Source organism: Rhizobium sp. ZX09 (assembly GCF_017357485.1).
GTDB classification, from domain to species: domain Bacteria; phylum Pseudomonadota; class Alphaproteobacteria; order Rhizobiales; family Rhizobiaceae; genus Agrobacterium; species Agrobacterium pusense.
Genome location: NZ_CP031363.1, coordinates 2,338,743 through 2,357,500 on the forward strand (window position 1 = coordinate 2,338,743; position 18,758 = coordinate 2,357,500).

The following is an 18,758-nucleotide window of genomic DNA, read 5'->3' on the forward strand; positions in this document are numbered from 1 at the left end:
CGACAAATTCTGGAGAGCGATACGAACGCGGCACGCAGTGCCAGATTGTTGGCGTGATGCGCAAGTTATGTGGCATATAGAGCCAATGCTGTGACGTATCGAAGCGGCTAGTGTCCATTGCATAAGACGCTGCCGGATCAAATGAAGGCTGCGGACACCAACAGTTTCCAACGCAAGGAACCAGCACATGGCCAACAAAGTCGCACTCGTCACCGGCGCTTCCTCAGGCATCGGGGAATCCACCGCCCTCAAGCTCAAGGACCTCGGCTACACGGTCTATGGCGCCGCACGCCGCGTCGACAGCATGCAGCGCCTGACGCAGTCCGGTATCAAGATCCTGGCGATGGACGTGACCGATGATGCCTCCATGCAGGCAGGGGTCGACGCGATTATCGCCGAGTCCGGTCGCATCGACGTGCTTGTGAACAATGCCGGCTACGGCTCATACGGTGCTGTCGAGGACGTTCGGATGGAGGAGGCCCGCGCCCAGTTCGACGTCAACGTCTTTGGCGCTGTCAGGCTGTCACAGTTGGCGCTGCCGCACATGCGTGCCCAGCGCTCCGGCACGATCGTCAACATCACCTCGATGGGTGGCAAAATCCATACGCCACTTGGCGCTTGGTATCACGGCACCAAGTTCGCACTGGAAGCAATCAGCGACTGCCTGCGCATGGAAGTGCAACCCTTTGGCATCGATGTCGTCGTGATCGAACCGGGCGGCATCAAGACCGAATGGGCCGGCATCGCCGCCGACAAGTTGCGCGAGACCTCTGGTCATGGGCCCTACGCGGTTCAGGCCAGGGCCATGGCAGAATCCATGGTTGGCGAAGCCAGCGTCAAGCGTCAGTCGCCGCCGCAGATCATTGCCGACACCATTGCCAAGGCCGTCACCGCGGCCAGGCCGAAGACCCGCTATGCGATCGGCTTCGGCGCCAAGCCGATGATCTTCATGCGCGGCATCCTGTCCGACCGCGCTTTCGACGGCATGATGCGGATGGCGACCGGCATTTCGAAGGCGCTCAAGGCCCAGAAGGCTTAAAAGGAGCAGATGATGGCGCAGGTCGACAAGTGCAAGATACCGCAGGCCTTCTGGCGCGCAGCCGAGCAGTTTGGTATCCGCCCCGCCGCCCTACTGAGGCAGGCGCGGCTGCCGGCGACGCTGCATCTTGGTGCGCAGGCCTTCGTAACCACGCAGCAGTACTTCGCGCTGATGCAGGCGATGGCCGATCTTTCGGGCGATGCAGCGCTCGGGATTCGCATGGTGCAGGCCGTCGATACGGCCGTCCATCCGCCATCGAGCCTCGCCGCTTTCTATGCACGCGATTATCGTGACGGATTGACCCGGCTCGCACGTTTCAAGCGACTGTGCACACCGGAGCACCTGCAGATCGTCGAGGCCGGTGGAGATTGCACCATATCCGCCGAATGGCCCTTCGCCACAGGTGTGGAGCCTGCCATCTCGGTCGATATCACCTTTGCAACGCTTGTGGAGCTTGGACGGCGCGCCACCGGTCGGGCCATCGTACCGCGCCGGCTGGAGCTGGCACGGCCGGGGCCGGCCGGTACAACCCACGCGGAATATTTTGGCTGCCCCATCCGCACCGGCGCTCAGCGCGACATCCTGGTGCTCGACGCGGCCGATCTCGACAGGCCGTTTCCGGGCCATAACCCGGAGATGCTGGAGATGCTGACGCCGGCACTCAGCGCAGCACTCGGCGAACTGGAGGCGCAAAGCTCGGTAACAGAGCAGGTAAAGATCGTGCTGAAACGCAGTCTCGCCAGCGGCCAACCGGGTCTGTCTGACGTGGCGAAGCAATTGGGCATGAGTGACAGAACGCTGCAACGGCGCATAACAGAGGAAGGCTCGACCTTCCGCGATCTCCTGTCAGACGCACGCCGCGATCTGGGTCGTCATCTCCTGACTGATCCGGCAACCGACATTGACGAAGTCGCCTGCCTGCTCGGCTATCAGGATACGACCTCCTTCTACCGCGCCTTCCGCGAATGGGAAGGCATGCCGCCCAACCGCTGGCGCGAGATGAACATGAACAAGATTGGTCCAGCCGGATCCGCCGGTCTCCATTAAGCCGATCTCCGCAAAATGAACAGGCAGGCATGTTTCGAACCTGCCGAAGGGATTTTCAGTATGAGCCAACGCGTTCTCCTCGCAGGCAGCACCGGATTGGTCGGCGGCATCGTCGCCGCGCGGTTTGCCGCAAGAGATGACATCGATCTTACGGGCCTCGTTCGTCAAGGGTCGTCGGCATCCGGTCGAGCGATCGATTATGAGAGCCTCTGCATGGCCCCCGAGCAGGTCTTGCGTCCACTTGCGTCGGAAGGCGTCGATGTCGCCATTTCCTGCCTCGGCACGACCATCCGTACCGCTGGATCACAGCCCGCCATGTTTCGCGTCGACCACGATTACGTCCTCGCCGTAGCAAAAGGTGCAAGGGCGCTCGGAGCGCGCCAGTTCATTCTCGTCGCCGCTGCAAGCGCCGGTGGGCCCGGCTTCTATCTCCAGACCAAGGGCAAGATCGAACAGGCGGTCATAGATCTGGGCTTCGAGCGGGTCGATCTGATCCGTCCGGGCTTCCTCATCGGCGCCCGCAGCGAACGGCGCGTCTGGGAGGCGATCGGCCAGAGCGTCTTTGCAGTTCTCACGCCGATCCTGCTCGGCCCGCTTTCACGCTATGGAGCCATCCCTGCCGATACCGCCGCAGACGCGATCGAAGCGGTTGTCGGGCTCTCTCCCCCCGGCCGTCATCTGTATGAGAATGCCGATATGCGCCGATTGGCGAGAGCCGTCCGCCCGGGTAGAGACGTGAAAGCGTGAGGTCCCGACGCTGCGCCTGTCCACGCGGGATTCAATCATGAGGCAACCTTCCCATATCCGGCGGCTACCCTTCGCAGCGGGGCTTATTCTGACGCTGTCGCTCTCGGCCTGCGCTCGCACTAACATGGTCATCGATGCGGGCGATGCGATAGTAAGCCCCGATCTACCGAGCTCGCACACGAACTCAGTCCAATCAGGATCGAAAAGGTCGGCCAAGGCCCGCAACATCCTCATCTTAACCAGTGGCGGCGCCGACGGGGCGTTTGGCGCGGGCGTGTTGACGGCCTGGACGGAGAGTGGCAAACGGCCGGTGTTCGACATCGTCTCGGGAACCTCGACCGGAGCGCTGCAGGCGACAGCAGCATTCCTCGGTCCTGATTACGACCATGTGCTCGAAAGCGTCTACACATCGACGACGACGCGTGAGGTCTTCCGCTCCAACGGGATCAAGACATTGCTGGCCACGGGTCTGTACGATCCGACCCCATTGCGCCAACTTCTGGAAAAAGTCATCAGCGACGGGATGCTCGATGCGGTCGCGGCGGCGCATGCAGCCGGACGCCGGCTTTACGTCACGACCACCGACATGAGCGCTGGCAAGCCGGTGCTCTGGGATATGGGAGCGATTGCCGCGAGCGGCACCAATCGTAAAGATAGCTATATCGACGTGCTCGTCGCATCGGCGGCGGTTCCCGGTCTGGTCGAACCCGTCTACGTGCGAGACAGTCGAGGAGGGCCGCTCGCCGTACATGGTGATGGCGGTGTAAAGACACCAGTCCCCCTGGAAAGTTTCATGTTCGATCGGCGCGCATCCGGACTGACCGATGTCTGGGTGATCGCAAACGGCCATGTCAGCCGTGAAGCTGCGGCTCGCAGCAACGCGAGTTCCACCTTGAGCTTGGCGCAGCGTGGAATTTCCCAGCTCATCCGGCAGTTGCTTTACGTCTCGGTTCAGGAGGCTCAGACCAAAACCAGACAAGCGGGTGCGCGATTCCATTTGATCGCGCTTCCTGACGTGGTCCCGGAGGCCGCTAATCCGTTCGCGTTTAAACCTGCGGAGATGCAAGGACTTTACGCGATGGGGCGGCAGCGCGGCTTCGACCAGTTTGCGACGCCTACCTTAAAAACCAGCGCGCGGCTCGCCGCGCCGTGAGCTGCCATTTGTAAGCCGCCGTGTGACCGACCAAAAGCCTCCTGATAAGTCCCCCTTTAGTGCCACAGCCTGAGAATGGCCGCGAACTGTGGTGCTATCGATCATGTGCTGCCAGTTATCCATCATCCCCAGTTCGAGAGGGTCTTGGCCCAACGACGGAAGCTCACATAGACCGAATTCCATTTTACGTATCGCTCCAAGGTCGGCCGTACCACTCCAGCTCTAAGGAGTCAGTTCACCATCTGTCAGGATTTGCAGCACTGCCTCTTCATCCATTGCTTGAGCTTCGAACAGCGCCTTTGCGAGGGCATGGAATGTGGGGCGACGTTTTCTGAGGATCGTCGCCGCCCGGTCGAGCGCCGTTACCAGCCTTTGATGAACGCGAGCCGCCAGCTCAGGATCACGGTCGAACACCGCACCCGGATCGCGATGGGGACGATAGAGCAGCGGATGCTCGCTCCCGAATCCAAGGGTGCGCTCCATGTCGAAGGCCAGCCGGGTGGCGCGCGCCAGATCGCTGTCGTCGGTACCACCGGAACCGCTGGAGACACGTTTTAGCACCAGTTGCTCGGCAGCCCTTCCGGCCATCAGCATGGTCAGCATGTTTTCGTACCAGTCACGAGTGTCGGTAGCCCAGACGTGGAAGCCGACGAGATTGTAGCCGCCCTGCCCCGTGTCAATATTGAGGCCGCGAACAGGTCCGAGATCAAGCGCATGATGCACGACCGCATGCCCTGCCTCGTGGAAGGCGAAGCGCCAACGGAGATTATAAGGCACGGGCGGGCGATTACCGCGGATGCCGTCTTCGATGTCCTCATAGCGGATCGCCCGCTTGCCGCGGCGCGCCTTCAATCGCGCCTCCCGGACGACACGTTCGATATCCGCACCTGTCAGCCCCATCGCGCGTGTTGCCAAACGCCGCAGGATCGCGTCGACGGGATTGCCCTGCTGCACGGCTGCCAGCGTTTCCGCCGTGTTGTTGTTCTGCGGCTCGGTCACCGGCCTGCTCCCTTCCGTTCGTCTTCCGCCTCTGCCTTCAGATGGTCGGCGACGATCTTCTTCAGCGAGAATCCATCGTCAGCTTCCGACAGAGCATCCGCCTCTGGCTCCCGGATCAGCGATGTCACATCGTCACCAAGATGATGAGCCAGGATTTCGGCCAGCGTCGGCACATCGGGCCTGGGGATTTCGATATGGGTCTCCAATCGTCCTGATCGTTTGATGGCCTCATCGATATGCTCGGGTCGGTTGGTGGCGCCGACGACGATCAGCCCTTCGTTTTTGATCGCGCCGTCGAGCAGTTCCAGCGCCTTGTTGACGACGGTATTCCAGTAGTCGGCATATTCCCGCTCAGCCGGCTGCCTTTTGCCGATGCCATCGATCTCGTCGATGAACAGGATCGCCGGCGCCATGGCCCGCGCCTCGACAAACGTCTTGCTCATCCTGTCGATGACGTCATTCAAATGCCCGCCCTGTAGCCAGGTCGAGACGGATGTGACGACCAGCGGGATTCGCAGGCTGTTGCACAGCGCCCGGGCAAAGGTCGTCTTGCCGGTTCCCGGCGGGCCGGACAGCAGCAGCTTGGTGCTCATCTCCGACCAAGCGAGGATGCTTGCCCGGTAATCGTCGAGGTCGACCTTGAGATCGAGCGCCCAGTCTTTCGCCTTGCCATATCCGGAGAGCGTTTCGACGGTCATTGGCGGCTTTGGGCCGATCTCACCTGCCGTCGGCAAAGGCTCCGGCTGGATCACTTCGGCGCCAGACGGCTTGTCCTTCTTCCAGCGACCGTTGCTATCAGTGTCGTTCGATTTCGGCTTTTCATCCGAGCCTTGGGGTTTCTCGCTGGATGTGCTGGAGGACGCCGATCCGGATCCCTTGTCGCCACCACCACCCTCCTCTTCCTCGAACTCACCGCGATTGCGCTCAATGAGCACTGCAAGAACATGCAGTACGTCCCTGATATGCCGCCCCGGACGAAAGGCAAGAACCAGATCCTCGAGTGACAACCAGCGCGCATCGGAATCCGACGGCAGGCCCAGCATCTCGATTGCCTCGTCAGGGTAAAACACCTCGACCAGGTCGGCGACGAACCTGCGATCGAGCTTTCCCGTTTCCAGCGACAGGTCGGCGGAGATCTGCAGCAGCGAGGGAATGTCCGATCGCTTTTCCGCGACGGCCAGGACGGACAAGTCGCGCGACAGCGCGCTGAGCATCCGCCGGCGCAGGGCATTGCCCGTGACACGATGCACGCCGGCACCCGAGAAGGTCATCAGGCGCTTGCGTGCCTCACTTTCGAGGACATCGAAGTGATCGTCGTTGAACATGTGGTCCGCATCGACGATCGCAAACGGGCCGCCCGGCACCAGCCGGGTTTTCTCCAGGAGCCGCAGCACTTGCCCCTCGAAGCCTGCAAGTGGCGCATGGAGTGTGATGACCGGTGTCACACGGGTGAGCGTATAAACGATCTCCCGAAGCGACCGCCCGCTGCTCTTCACCGCGCGCGCCAGAACCAGGCTTGCAACGATGTGACTGACCAGTGGCTGAGCGACTGCCCGATCCACCAGGCCGACGGCGTAAGCGCGCCGATCAACTCCGTTACCCAGCACTCCGTCATGCGCGATTGTGCCGCGACGCACCCGAGGGAGGGCCAAGAGTTGCGAGGCGAACGACGGATGAACGATCCCGGTGGTCACGACACCATCGCCAGCAGAGCCGGTCGTCGGATTGCCGGTATCCTTCGGTGCGACAAGCCAGTCACCAAAATTCCGCCGGAACCAGGTATCGTCACGGATCGGATCGCCGGTCAGTCGTGTCGTGTCGAAAGCCGGACTGTAGCGGCAGGTGAGATGACCATCGACATCGACGATCTTGCTTTCCAGCAGACCGTTGCGCAGCGCGGTCCGGCGTGCCTCGCGACGGCTAAGATGACGAAGGCGGCGGATAAACAGTCGGGTGAGCTTATCCATCAGTCCGACCTCCCGTCTCCGCGGCAATAATTGCCGTTTGAGCATTCTGCACCGGATCGCGCGGACGCGTCCGACCACGCCGCCACCCGTCAATGCCACCGGGCTGCGGGATCCGCGCCAACACATGGTCGCGCGGCGAACGACGTGGCAGATGCGCGCCAGCCGACGAACCGGTCGAGACAGACAGGCTCAGGTGTTCGTTCCCGGGCGGAGCGGGATTTAGATTGCGGCTCCGCAGCCAGTCGAGCAACAGGCGGCATGCCGCATTGCCGCCCTCGGCAAGTGCGCGCAACCGCAGCATCAGAGGCTCCGGCACAAGGCCATCCAGCAAAGAACCTTGCCGGACGAAGGCGAGCGCCAGCCCGATCAGAACGGCGGGATCGTCGCGATCGCTCGAACCGCGATCCAGGTCATCGGAGTGTACAAGAGGGATATTGACGAGCCTGCTGTGAAGGCAAGGCGACGCGATAGTATCGGTCGTGACCGCTTCGCAACGGAAGCCGGCCACAGACGGGTTGTGGGTATCGATGGACATGACTGTCTCCTCGCCGGAGCCATTGGCATCCGGCGTTCATGGAATGGAAAGGACTGGGGAGCCGGCCACGCACTTCAGGTGCGGCCGCAATCAGTGCCGTCAGGCTAGCGGCTCGTCAGTGCCGGCGCGGACGGCGGGCAAAGCCGACCCGGATGCGGGCGGGCTCCGGCTCTTCGTCCTGATCGTCGAAGCACCCCAGGTCGCAGTAACCGTCGTCCTCTTCATTCGCAGCCATGGCCCGCTCTTCTTCGTAAGTGCGGGCGGGACCGTTCAGCGCGATCAGCGGCTTGCCGGACACGGTCCCGGTCGAGGGCCACATCGAATCCGACACAGCCACCGCCATGACACCAAGGGCCTTGCGAGCTTCTGCCTCGAGAAGCTGCTGGACGCGGCGGCCGAAGCGCAAGCGCAGTTCGGCCATGCAGGCCGCAACGCCATCGATCTCCAGCAGGTCGTCGATCTCCGACAATGCCCAGATGCCGTTGCCGTGGTCGCTAGGGCGGCTGGCGCCGTCGACGATCGCAACCTCGACCGTATCGACCATCATCCGCTTCTGGTTTTTGTAGAGCCAGTCCGGCAGGACCATCGCCGACGCCATCATCTTCAGCTTCAACTCTTCGAGACGGCTGGTGTCGCCGTAAGAAGCGAGCGACCGCTTCAGATCGAGGATGTAAGCGGTGTGTCGCGCCCGATTCACAAGGATCAGGTCCGGCGTATAGCTGCCCTTGGCGGGTGCCTCGCAATCGAGCTTGACCCCATCAAGACTCTGCCAGTCGTTTCCGGACACGGCTTCGAGTGCCGCCTTGACCAAAGGAAGCTTCAACGACTGGGTCAAGACAACAATGTTGGGATTAGCCTTCGCCAGACGCTCGACCGCCTGCTCCAGGAGCTTGCCTTCGCGGAACGAAACGGCACGGACGAGCGAGGCGATGTGAACGTAATGGCCGAGGATTTCGTCTTCGACGGGTTCGCCGTCGGCAATGGCAGCGATGGCGCGATCGATCAGCAGATCGAGATCGGCCTCGACTTCGGCGAAGCGAACGATATGCGGATGGCGGCGCAGGACCGCTGGCTCGCCAATGCTGTACGCACCGATACCGAAGGAGCCATGGGAGAACATCGATGCCGCGGCGACAGTCGAACGAAGAACTTCCCCTGTGGGGGTCATAGAGGTAAACGTGGTCATAGCCCGATTCCTTTTCACGAAGGCTGAGGGTCAGGCCCTTGTCGATGTTACCAGCATCGGCTTGGGCCGCTTTATGTCCGGTCTTCCGAACGACCCCAACCTGGCAGGACCGGGAGCCGGGCTCAAGGACCCGGAACAACAAAAAAGAACAAAGCCGGTACATAGTTAACGACGGGCTCACGAAGTCCGGGCCGATGAACGCGTCCGGCGATCGCAACGCTCGACCTCAACGTTTCCGCTCGCTATCATCGAGCAAAAGGAAAAGGGCCGACATGCGGCCCTTTCGAGTTTGGCGGGAAGGCCGGTCGCCCGGCCCTCGTGCAACTTGCATCTTACCGCGTGACCCCTGGCGCGAGTTCAACATCGGCGACGCTGTCATCGGCAAGCGCCGGCACCTTGGCAAACTGCTTGCGGTTGCGCGGCGCTTCACGGCTGACCGTCATGAAGCCGCCTGTCGCCTCCTCCAGCGCAGCACCGAACCGGTCGATCGCCTCATCCGGGCCATCGGCATCGTCAGAGACCTCGTCCGACATAACCGGCTCGCCATCGTGACGATCGCCGACGCTCTCCGCTTCTGCCGGAACCACCGGTTCGGAAGCCGGAGCAGTTGGCGCCGCGAGCGGCCATTCCGGCTTCCGCTCTTTGGACACAGCCCAGCCGAGCACCGGAAGCACATGCAGCGCAAGCCAGTCACGCATGTCCTTCGACTTCGGCCAGCTATCGACACCCCCCAATGTATAGAGCGTGTCGTTGACCTCGGCCCAGCCGGTCTTCTTCGGGAACTTCGTCGGCCGGGTGTTGCGGCCATAATCGAGCTCCGGCTCGAGGAACAAGGCCAGGCTTTCGAGTTCCTGACGTGCGACGCGGGCGATATCCTGGATTTCCTTCGCCAGCGCCTCCTTGATCACACGGCTTCTGCTAAGCGCAGCCTCGACCGCCTTGCAGATCGTCACGACGTGCTCGATGAACGCTTTCAATCCATCGCGAATCTTGGCCGCAATCAACACTTTCAGCCCGCCAACACCGCCGGTCCAGAACTGATCGTCCTTCTCGGCCTTGTCGCCACCTTCTTCGCCACCGGCAAGAATGGTCTTGACGTCGGAGACCTGAAGGCGCCCATTGTGTTCAGCGAAGGCGATCGCTGCCTTAACCTGGTCTTCGGTCGCCGAACTCAGGTGGTACAGCGCGGTCGCTCCGACCGAGAGGTCGACCAACTCGTCACGGAACTGACCGAGATTGCGGAACACCGCCATATTGTTGCGAGCGCTGCGCGCAGAGAGACCGCAGCGCATCTTTACCCATTTGTCGAACCGGCCGTCGGCCAGCAGGTCCGCGGCTTTTGCCAGATGATCGCCGAGCTCGAAAGTCTGCTCGGTGGTGCGGCGGCCAAGGTCGAAGATGTTGGCAGCGCTGCTTTCGAGCAGATCGCGCGTTGTATGCCCGATCCCCTCTTCTTCATAGTCATAGGAGAAGGCGGCGTTCGCAGTGGTCTTGGTATTTCTGGTGCGCATGGAAGTCTCCGTGTGACGCGTTTACAATGTGTCCGACGAACAACGCATCGGATGACTATATAATCGCGCCAATTCAGATTTAACGCAAATTCAAGTAAAACATACCAATAGTATACATTCGATTATAAACTTTATTTTTCTGCGGCTTTCAGAGGCTATATTTAAATATATACGACATATTAATCAATTAATATCAATATATACGATAATTATAAAAATTATTCACTTCATAATCGATCGATATTATTTCACCGCAAAATCCAGAATCCGAAGCCGGATAGCCGATCTCCCACATTAAGGCCTTCACGAAGTAGTTTTGCCGTCACGGGAACACGCGACGAAGTAAACACGAAGCCAGCGTCTCGCCGCCTGAGAGCGATGCTCGATTTCCACCCGAAGATGGCACATTCCGCGCGAACGGCTGGGTCATATGACATGCGACTTCGGATGAACCAAACGGGAAGATTTCGGTTCGCCGCCTCATATTCGGGAATGGAGATGGTCCTGCAGGCGCAAGCGCGACAGGAAGCCGTCGGCGATTTCCGTCAGCTTGCCTACAGGTCGTTTCAACGTGTCCGCACGTCGAGACAAATTGCGCTCATTTGATTCAAGGTCCGATATTTTTGATTCCAAACGCTGGTCATTTGATTCACGTCCTCCGTTTGTCCCTCGCCAACTTATCTCGACCTGTCTCAACGTGCCCGCAATTGATCTCAAATTGCGATCATTTGATTCAGAACCCCAAAAAAACGATTCATAAACCGGGATTTCCGATTCCATGCAAACGGCGTTGCCGGAGCGACAACGGTCTGGCATCCGTAGCCTAAGACCTGACGGGGAAGAGCGCATGCCAGCAAAGTCCGAGGAGATCCGCAACAGCAAACAGCGCGAGCGGCAGCAGAAGCTGCGTGATGCCGACAGAAAGGCCAAGCGCCCCGGACGCGACGACGTGGCCCGCACGGCGCTGTTCATGACAATCTCTGGCATGACGACGCGCGAGAAGACCGAAGAGCTGGAACACTTTCAGCATATCGTCGTTTCCATGCTGGTTCGGCAGGGGTTCGACGAACATGCTTCCCACGCCGTCTTCGATGAGCTTGTCGAGAAGTACCGGGATGGCGACTGGCCCTTCCGCCGCAAGCCCCATCTGCTTTATCCTGACGGTGCCGACGAGGGTGACTGACCGGTTTCGTTTGACCTGCCAACTGCGATTCCAGCCCGTGACCATCCAACGCTGCCATGGCAACGCCCAACGGCGTTTGCAATCTCTGCGACTTCCCCCCCCATTACTCGGTTAATCGCCGTTTGATTCTGAATCGGATTTCCAGAGTGCTGGGGGGACCGATCATCTAAGATCAACTCATCAGCATCCATCCCATTCGCTAAAAGTCTATCGATCTGATCAAGCCCTGGTTAGCCAGGTTTTCAAATAATCCTGAATCCTGCAAGGTCACTGCATTGATTTCGTAAGGGGTACGGATAATGTCGCCGGCGGCTGAGGTGAACGCCTCGGCAGGAATGCGGCCAGCGGAAGCCCTTGCATGGCGGAAACTGGTTTTTGATTGGCTTTTTGCTAACCGGGACAATCTTGCAAGGGAGGACTCCTGGCGCGCTCGTGACACCGATGATCGAGTGGCGTACCGATTTTGACAGAGGCTCTGGCCGGTGCGGACCGTCCTGCAGAGCATTGCCCAGCCTGGGTCACCTTATCCGTGTGGTGGCTTTCAGGCACAAAGAGATGGGATCGAGGGCGAACGGACGCCTGAGGGATCCAGAGTGGTGAACGCATTCCTTCAACTCCACCCTGGATACGAAGGATCCGAACGTGCCCAACATCATCGACCTCCCGTCCGCACTCGGTGCGATCAAGACCCACCACCTCCACGACGTCGATAACAACACCAAATCCCGGCTGTATTCCGGCACAGTAGCCATCGCCTCCATCACGGGTGAGCCGATGTCCCGCGTCCGGGATGCCGTGCGCCTCAACCGTCATGGCCCTGGCTGGGTAGACCGCCGTCGTGCTCCCGCGGTCACAAAGACAAGCGAGGACGAGATCGAGAGCACCTTGCGATTGCTGGGCTATGCAGGAGAATGGCACGACATCAAAGGTCGCCCGACCCTTGCGGCATACCTCAAAGCCCGCACGGGCATCCAGCAAAGCCACCCTTGCGTCGTGTTTATGAGAAACCACCGCGTCGCGATCAGTGGCGGGCTGTTTTGCGACGTGACCAATAACGGCCTGATGGTCGATATCGACCGGGCACCCTGGCGGCGCAAGCAGGTGCACCGTGTGTTCGTCCTCACCCACCGTATCCCCCGACGCCCATCCCGTCGAAGACCCCGTCCCGCGTCCAGCCGGCGCACCTAACGGCCGAACAGAAGCAACGGATCAAGGAACTGGACCGACTGTTTCGCGAAGCCGTCAAGGCGGAGACGGGCGCGACGCGGATCAAGGTGACAGCCACCGAAGTCTTCATTATCCGCCCCGTCGATTCCGGCTGGACGTGGTGCGGCGCGCGCGATGGCGTCGTCGACAGCCTCCTCAAGCTTCAGCAGCATGGCTGGATTGGCGGTAACACCGATGAGGCCGCGGCCTACCGCGCCACGATGGGTTACTGACCAGCGCTCAGGATCGGCTCCTTATCGCGGCAATTATTGCCGCCACTACCTGCCAACCGCCAGACCATGATGATCTGGCATCGCTGCGGGGCTCTCAAGTCGCCCGCCGCCGGTTACCATGTCCCCCGACCTCACCCATTCGAACGGAGATCACTCCATGACCAAGAACGTTCTGTTCTACGCACGCCATTCTGCCGGATACCATGACCATGCCCGCCTCGAAACGCAGCTCTACTACGGGCACCGCTTCATCAAGGAGAATGGCTGGACCTTCGCAAAGTCCTATGCTGACGAGGATATCGGCGAAGTCGTCTTCATGGCGCAGCCCGGCGTGCGCAAGCTCTTCGCCCATATCGAGCGCGAGACGGTCGATATCGTCCTCTGCCATACGCTGGACCGGTTGTGCTCGCGATTTGATATCGCCAGCCGACTGTTGAGCGAACTCGCTCGCAAGGGCATCGAACTCTGGGTCGCCGATCCCGGCGAGCGTATCACCGCCCGGAACCTGTCCGATTACTATATCGATGACCGCAGCAAGATGTTTGCCATCGGCAGCCACGTTGCCCAAGTGCCCGATGACCTGCGCGAGGAGAAACACTTCGCGCCCCTCCCGTTCGGCTACCGCTATTCCGGCGCCTGCAATGCCGACGGCCAGCGCATCTTCGGTTTCCAGACCATCGATCCGGTCGCCGCCGACGTCATCAGGCGTATTTTCGGTATGTATGCCGAGGGGATCGCACCGACAAAGATCGCTGCACTTCTTAATGTGGAAGGCGTGGCCGGTCCCCGTGGCAGTATCTGGCGCGACGCTGCGATCCGCGGCAACCGCGCCAGCGGAACCGGGATCCTCAACAATCCGGCTTACATCGGCGCCTGTAAACAGGCGGGTGACGATGACTACCATTACGTATCCGCACTGCGCATCGTCAGCGATGAACTCTGGGACCGCGTGAAGGATCGCCAGGATGCCGCAGCCGAGCGTGCTGCAGGATTGGCATGGCGCCGCAAGCTGCAGAGCTGAGCACGCTACAAAGGATCTGGCCGGCCATGCCGGCCAGTGTTCACGAAGACATTGATGAATATGGAATTCCGCAAATGACCAAAAATGTTCTGTTTTATGCCCGCTATTCCACCGACCGCCAGCATGAGGTCTCAATCGAAACGCAGATCGAACTCGGCAAGGCCTTTGTCGCACGTCAGGGCTGGAAGCTGGTCGAGATCTACTCCGACGCCGCCATCAGCGGAACCAGCTACCAGCTCCGCGCCGGCATCCAGAGCCTCATGGCGCATGTGAAGCGCGAGCGCATCGATGTCGTGCTTTGCGTCACCGTCGATCGCCTGTCGCGCGACATCGAGCATAGCGCGAAGATCCTCAAACAGCTTCGCTATTGCGACGCCGACATCTGGACCGTCCACGCCGGCACGCCGGTGACCGACCTCGAGATGGCATTGCGCGCCGCGCTCAGCCATGAACTGGTCGAACAGATCCGCTACCGCACCCGTGAAGGCATGAAGATGGCCGTCCGGAAAGGCAAGGCATCCACCTGCCTCGCCTACGGCTACATGCTCTCCCAGCAGCGCGATGCGAACGGCGATCGTGTCAAGGGTCTACGCGAGATCGATCCTGCGAAAGCCGAGGTTGTTCGCCGCATTTTCACCCTCTATGCCGACGGCGTGTCGCCTCGCGACATCGCCCAGCTTTTGAACAAAGAGGGCATCCCGGGCTCGCGCGGCCGCAAGTGGCGCGACACCGCCATCCGCGGCCACGTCAGCCGTGGCACCGGCATCCTCAACAACGAGAGCTACATCGGCCGCATGGTCTGGAACAAGCGTAACTACCGCAAGAACCCGGAGACTGAACGACGCACCGCGCGCGCCAACGACGCAAGCGAATGGGTGCTGACGGACGTGCCGGAGATGCGCATCGTTTCCGACGACCTATGGCAGCGGGTGAAGGAGCGTCAGAAAGAGATCGGTGAGCTGTTCGATTTCGGGCAGAGCAACCGGCTGAACGCGACGCAGCGCCCCGAGTATCTGCTCAGCCGCATGCTCGAATGCGCGGAGTGCGGAGGTCCCTACGCAATCTCAGGCAAGGACCGCTATAGCTGCACCAACCGCAAGAAGCGCCTGCCGATCGACGACCTCGACGGCGCCTGCTGTGGTAACAGCAAGACCATCACACGCCATGAACTGGAGGAACGCGTCCTCAACTGCTTGCCTGTGGCCTTCTTCTCGATGGATATCTTCGATCGGATTTCAGAGAAGATGGTCGCGCATGAGGTGAGCAAGCTGAAGAGCCTGCCTTCGCGCAAGGACCAGTTGACCACAGAACTCGCGGCGATCAAGTCGAAACAGTCAGGTCTCATGCAGCAGATTCAGGACCGCCATGCCGACGGCCGGCCGCGGCTTGCCATCCTGGATGATCAACTGGACGAACTGGAAGTCACGCGCGAGGCGCTGGTTCTGGAACTCGCCCACTCGCAGGAGCCGGCCGAGGATTTCCAGGAGAAGATTGCGAAGCTGAAGGCGCAGTTCAATCCCGCCAATACCGAGATCAGCATCCGCAAGCTGATCTTCCTCGCACGCAACAACGCCGACGAACATGCCAAGCAGCGGCTGATGCCGATCGTGCGTGATCTCATCCAGACCGTCGTGATCGGCAAGACCCCGGGCCATCAACCGGCCAGTTTGCAGGTACACGGCTCAATCGCCAACATCATGGCCTCGATGGAGGTCCTGGACCTGATGGAGCAGCAGTTCATCACCGCCGCCCAGAATGATCTGATGGCCCGGATTGCATCCGGCGAGATCGACACGGAGCAGAAACAAAAAAAGCTCCTCGACGCTTACGCGGAGGAGCTCCGGTGCAAATATCCCGAATGGGAGAATTTACAAGTTTCAGTGGTTGCGGGGGCAGGATTTGAACCTGCGGCCTTCAGGTTATGAGCCTGACGAGCTACCGGGCTGCTCCACCCCGCGTCCAGCGCATTCGGCAAGGCCGAATGTCGCGGTTACGTCGTTGCTTTAGCGACGACGGATCTTTGCCGGAGTAAATTGCGGAGCAATTTATCTCCTGTAAGGGACGCACTTGGCGTTTTCCTTAAGTTTTGTCTTAAACTGCAAAAGGCCGCTTTTGGCGGCCCTTTTTTTCGGCTGGGCCGAGGGATGTGATGAGAAGATTTTTGATGCGTTTTGCAGACCTGGCAGCGACCTACTCTCCCGCGTCTTGAGACGAAGTACCATTGGCGCTGGGGCGTTTCACGGCCGTGTTCGGAATGGGAACGGGTGCAGCCGCCCCGCGATAACCACCAGGTCGGCAAAACGCAACATTGTTCATGTTTTCACATGAACGTTGTTTTCGAGAAGCTGGGAAGCTTGCGCTTCGTTTTTAATTTACACGTCGTTTCTGTGACTTATCCGTATGTTGCCTTGCTCGAGGTCGAGCGTGGCGCCCATACAGGACGCTAGTCCGTCGCCAATCGTTTGGCGCGCCGTCTGCAGCGTAGTGGCCGAAGGCCACGTCAGCGTGAAGACAGAACAGATCATCAAGCTTCGCTTGATGAGCATGAACAATGGGAACGAAGAAGTCGATCGAGCTATTAGTAACGGTAAGCTTCACACATTGCTGTGCTTCCACACCCGTCCTATCAACGTGGTCGTCTTCCACGGCTCTGATAGGGAACACTCGTTTTCAGGTTGGTTTCCCGCTTAGATGCCTTCAGCGGTTATCCATTCCGTATATAGCTACTCTGCTATGCCCTTGGCAGGACAACAGATCCACCAGAGATACGTCCATCCCGGTCCTCTCGTACTAGGGACAGATCCTGTCAATATTCCTACACCCACGGCAGATAGGGACCGAACTGTCTCACGACGTTCTGAACCCAACTCACGTACCGCTTTAAATGGCGAACAGCCATACCCTTGGGACCTGCTCCAGCCCCAGGATGCGATGAGTCGACATCGAGGTGCCAAACAACCCCGTCGATATGGACTCTTGGGGGTCATCAGCCTGTTATCCCCGGCGTACCTTTTATCCGTTGAGCGATGGCCCTTCCACACGGGACCACCGGATCACTATGACCGACTTTCGTCTCTGCTCGACTTGTCAGTCTCGCAGTCAGGCTAGCTTATGCCATTGCACTCGACGACCGATTTCCGACCGGTCTGAGCTAACCATCGCGCGCCTCCGTTACTCTTTCGGAGGCGACCGCCCCAGTCAAACTACCCACCATACACTGTCCCGGATCCGGATAACGGACCGCGGTTAGACATCCACGAAGATAAGGGTGGTATTTCAAGGATGGCTCCACAGAAACTGGCGTCCCTGCTTCAAAGCCTACCACCTATCCTACACATGCCTTGGCGAATGCCAGTGTAAAGCTATAGTAAAGGTGCACGGGGTCTTTCCGTCTGACCGCAGGAACCCCGCATCTTCACGGGGAATTCAATTTCACTGAGTCTATGTTGGAGACAGCGGGGAAGTCGTTACGCCATTCGTGCAGGTCGGAACTTACCCGACAAGGAATTTCGCTACCTTAGGACCGTTATAGTTACGGCCGCCGTTTACTGGGGCTTCAGTTCAGAGCTTGCACCCCTCCCTTTAACCTTCCAGCACCGGGCAGGCGTCAGACCCTATACGTCGTATTGCTACTTCGCAGAGCCCTGTGTTTTTGATAAACAGTCGCTACCCCCTGGTCTGTGCCACCCCATCATACTTGCGTACAAAAGGGTCACGCTTCTTCCGAAGTTACGCGTGCAATTTGCCGAGTTCCTTCAACATAGTTCTCTCAAGCGCCTTGGTATACTCTACCTGACCACCTGTGTCGGTTTCGGGTACGGTCTATACGGTGGAGCTATTTCCTGGAACCTCTTCGCCGCCCAACCAATCCAATAAGGTTGAACAACACACGAGATCCGTCACTACCACCAGGCCCACGAATATTAACGTGGTTCCCATCGACTACGCGTGTCCGCCTCGTCTTAGGGGCCGGCTAACCCTGCTCAGATTAACTTTAAGCAGGAACCCTTGGTCTTTCGGCGAGGGAGTCTCTCACTCCCTTTATCGTTACTCATGTCAACATTCGCACTTCCGATATCTCCAGCAGCCCTCACGGGTCCGCCTTCACAGACTTACGGAACGCTCCGCTACCACTTGCACAAAGTGCAAATCCTCAGCTTCGGTGCATGGCTTTAGCCCCGTTACATTTTCGGCGCAAAGACCCTTATTTAGACCAGTGAGCTGTTACGCTTTCTTTAAATGATGGCTGCTTCTAAGCCAACATCCTGGTTGTTTTGGGATCCTCACATCCTTTCCCACTTAGCCATGACTTGGGGACCTTAGCTGGAGGTCAGGGTTGTTGCCCTTTTCACGACGGACGTTAGCACCCGCCGTGTGTCTGCCGACTAGTACTCCTCGGTATTCGGAGTTTGGTTAGGATCAGTAAGACGGTGAGTCCCCATAGCCCATCCAGTGCTCTACCCCCGAGGGTATTCGGTCGACGCTCTACCTAAATAGATTTCGCGGAGAACCAGCTATTTCCGAGTTTGATTGGCCTTTCACCCCTAGCCACAAGTCATCCCGAACTATTGCAACAGTTATGGGTTCGGCCCTCCAGTTGGTGTTACCCAACCTTCAGCCTGCTCATGGCTAGATCACTCGGTTTCGGGTCTAATGCAACTAACTCAATCGCCCTATTCAGACTCGCTTTCGCTGCGCCTACACCTACCGGCTTAAGCTTGCTAGTTACACTAAGTCGTTGACCCATTATACAAAAGGTACGCCGTCACCCTTGCGGGCTCCGACTGTTTGTAGGCATCCGGTTTCAGGTTCTATTTCACTCCCCTCGTCGGGGTGCTTTTCACCTTTCCCTCACGGTACTTGTTCGCTATCGGTCATGCACGAGTACTTAGGCTTGGAGAGTGGTCTCCCCATGTTCAGACAGGATTTCA

General features: G+C 59.4%; 15 protein-coding genes, 1 tRNA gene, 2 rRNA genes and 1 pseudogene (1 of these 19 only partly in view). 9 read left to right on the top strand and 10 right to left on the bottom strand.

The window, feature by feature from the left end; genetic code table 11:
- Positions 1-187: 187 nt before the first annotated feature.
- From BTN45_RS11610 to BTN45_RS11625, 4 genes are read left to right on the top strand one after another with little or no spacing between them, the layout of a single operon-like run.
- The gene (locus tag BTN45_RS11610; RefSeq protein ID WP_207587885.1) at positions 188-1,039 is read left to right on the top strand and encodes an oxidoreductase; all 852 of its coding nucleotides are present in this window, start codon (positions 188-190) and stop codon (positions 1,037-1,039) included.
- 12 nt (positions 1,040-1,051) lie between these two features.
- Positions 1,052-2,086 (top strand): AraC family transcriptional regulator, encoded by a 1,035-nt coding sequence (locus BTN45_RS11615; RefSeq protein WP_207587887.1) that lies wholly within the window; start codon positions 1,052-1,054, stop codon positions 2,084-2,086.
- Positions 2,087-2,146: 60 nt separating this feature from the next.
- On the top strand, positions 2,147-2,833 hold the full coding sequence (locus tag BTN45_RS11620; protein WP_207587889.1) for a hypothetical protein: 687 nt from the start codon (positions 2,147-2,149) through the stop codon (positions 2,831-2,833).
- Positions 2,834-2,870: 37 nt separating this feature from the next.
- Positions 2,871-3,986 carry a patatin-like phospholipase family protein gene (locus BTN45_RS11625; RefSeq protein WP_207587898.1) on the top strand — a complete coding sequence of 372 codons (1,116 nt, stop codon included), beginning with the start codon at positions 2,871-2,873 and terminating at the stop codon, positions 3,984-3,986.
- A gap of 222 nt (positions 3,987-4,208) precedes the next feature.
- Here the strand turns inward: BTN45_RS11625 and BTN45_RS11630 are convergent, their stop codons facing one another.
- The 5 genes from BTN45_RS11630 to BTN45_RS11650 all read right to left on the bottom strand — a co-directional run bounded on the left by BTN45_RS11630 (position 4,209) and on the right by BTN45_RS11650 (position 10,184).
- The gene (locus BTN45_RS11630; protein WP_207587900.1) at positions 4,209-4,985 is read right to left on the bottom strand and encodes an ATP-dependent Zn protease; all 777 of its coding nucleotides are present in this window, start codon (positions 4,983-4,985) and stop codon (positions 4,209-4,211) included.
- Entirely contained in the window at positions 4,982-6,952 is a 1,971-nt protein-coding gene (locus BTN45_RS11635; RefSeq protein ID WP_207587902.1) for an ATP-binding protein, read from the bottom strand. Before BTN45_RS11635 ends, BTN45_RS11630 begins: the two co-directional genes overlap by 4 nt.
- Positions 6,945-7,487, bottom strand: a complete 543-nt coding sequence (locus BTN45_RS11640) for a hypothetical protein (RefSeq protein ID WP_207587904.1) — start codon at positions 7,485-7,487, stop codon at positions 6,945-6,947. The genes BTN45_RS11635 and BTN45_RS11640 overlap by 8 nt, the downstream gene beginning before the upstream one ends.
- 115 nt (positions 7,488-7,602) lie before the next feature.
- On the bottom strand, positions 7,603-8,673 hold the full coding sequence (locus tag BTN45_RS11645) for a hypothetical protein (protein WP_207587906.1): 1,071 nt from the start codon (positions 8,671-8,673) through the stop codon (positions 7,603-7,605).
- A 332-nt stretch (positions 8,674-9,005) separates the two neighbouring features.
- On the bottom strand, positions 9,006-10,184 hold the full coding sequence (locus BTN45_RS11650; RefSeq protein ID WP_207587908.1) for a hypothetical protein: 1,179 nt from the start codon (positions 10,182-10,184) through the stop codon (positions 9,006-9,008).
- Between the two features lie 847 nt (positions 10,185-11,031).
- Here BTN45_RS11650 and BTN45_RS11655 point away from each other — a divergent pair.
- From BTN45_RS11655 to BTN45_RS26365, 5 genes and pseudogenes are all read left to right on the top strand, one after another.
- Positions 11,032-11,367 carry a hypothetical protein gene (locus BTN45_RS11655; RefSeq protein WP_207587910.1) on the top strand — a complete coding sequence of 112 codons (336 nt, stop codon included), beginning with the start codon at positions 11,032-11,034 and terminating at the stop codon, positions 11,365-11,367.
- Positions 11,368-12,009: 642 nt separating this feature from the next.
- Positions 12,010-12,555 carry a hypothetical protein gene (locus BTN45_RS11660; RefSeq protein ID WP_246751643.1) on the top strand — a complete coding sequence of 182 codons (546 nt, stop codon included), beginning with the start codon at positions 12,010-12,012 and terminating at the stop codon, positions 12,553-12,555.
- Between the two features lie 86 nt (positions 12,556-12,641).
- Positions 12,642-12,806: a hypothetical protein gene (locus tag BTN45_RS26360; RefSeq protein ID WP_246751644.1), complete on the top strand. Its 165-nt coding sequence runs from the start codon at positions 12,642-12,644 to the stop codon at positions 12,804-12,806.
- A 157-nt stretch (positions 12,807-12,963) separates the two neighbouring features.
- Positions 12,964-13,827 (top strand): recombinase family protein, encoded by an 864-nt coding sequence (locus BTN45_RS11665; protein ID WP_246751645.1) that lies wholly within the window; start codon positions 12,964-12,966, stop codon positions 13,825-13,827.
- A 74-nt stretch (positions 13,828-13,901) separates the two neighbouring features.
- Positions 13,902-14,714: pseudogene (locus BTN45_RS26365) on the top strand (recombinase family protein); the annotation flags it as partial.
- A gap of 447 nt (positions 14,715-15,161) precedes the next feature.
- On the opposite strand, the gene BTN45_RS26370 reads toward BTN45_RS26365, so the two are convergent.
- From BTN45_RS26370 to BTN45_RS11685, 5 genes are all read right to left on the bottom strand, one after another.
- Positions 15,162-15,506: a hypothetical protein gene (locus BTN45_RS26370; protein WP_246751646.1), complete on the bottom strand. Its 345-nt coding sequence runs from the start codon at positions 15,504-15,506 to the stop codon at positions 15,162-15,164.
- A 3-nt stretch (positions 15,507-15,509) separates the two neighbouring features.
- The gene (locus tag BTN45_RS26645) at positions 15,510-15,635 is read right to left on the bottom strand and encodes a hypothetical protein (protein WP_281434737.1); all 126 of its coding nucleotides are present in this window, start codon (positions 15,633-15,635) and stop codon (positions 15,510-15,512) included.
- 73 nt (positions 15,636-15,708) lie between these two features.
- A tRNA-Met gene (locus tag BTN45_RS11675) sits at positions 15,709-15,785 on the bottom strand.
- Positions 15,786-16,004: 219 nt separating this feature from the next.
- Positions 16,005-16,119: ribosomal RNA gene (gene rrf / locus BTN45_RS11680) — 5S ribosomal RNA — on the bottom strand.
- Positions 16,120-16,384: 265 nt separating this feature from the next.
- Positions 16,385-18,758, bottom strand: a 23S ribosomal RNA gene (locus tag BTN45_RS11685); it runs 426 nt beyond the window's last position.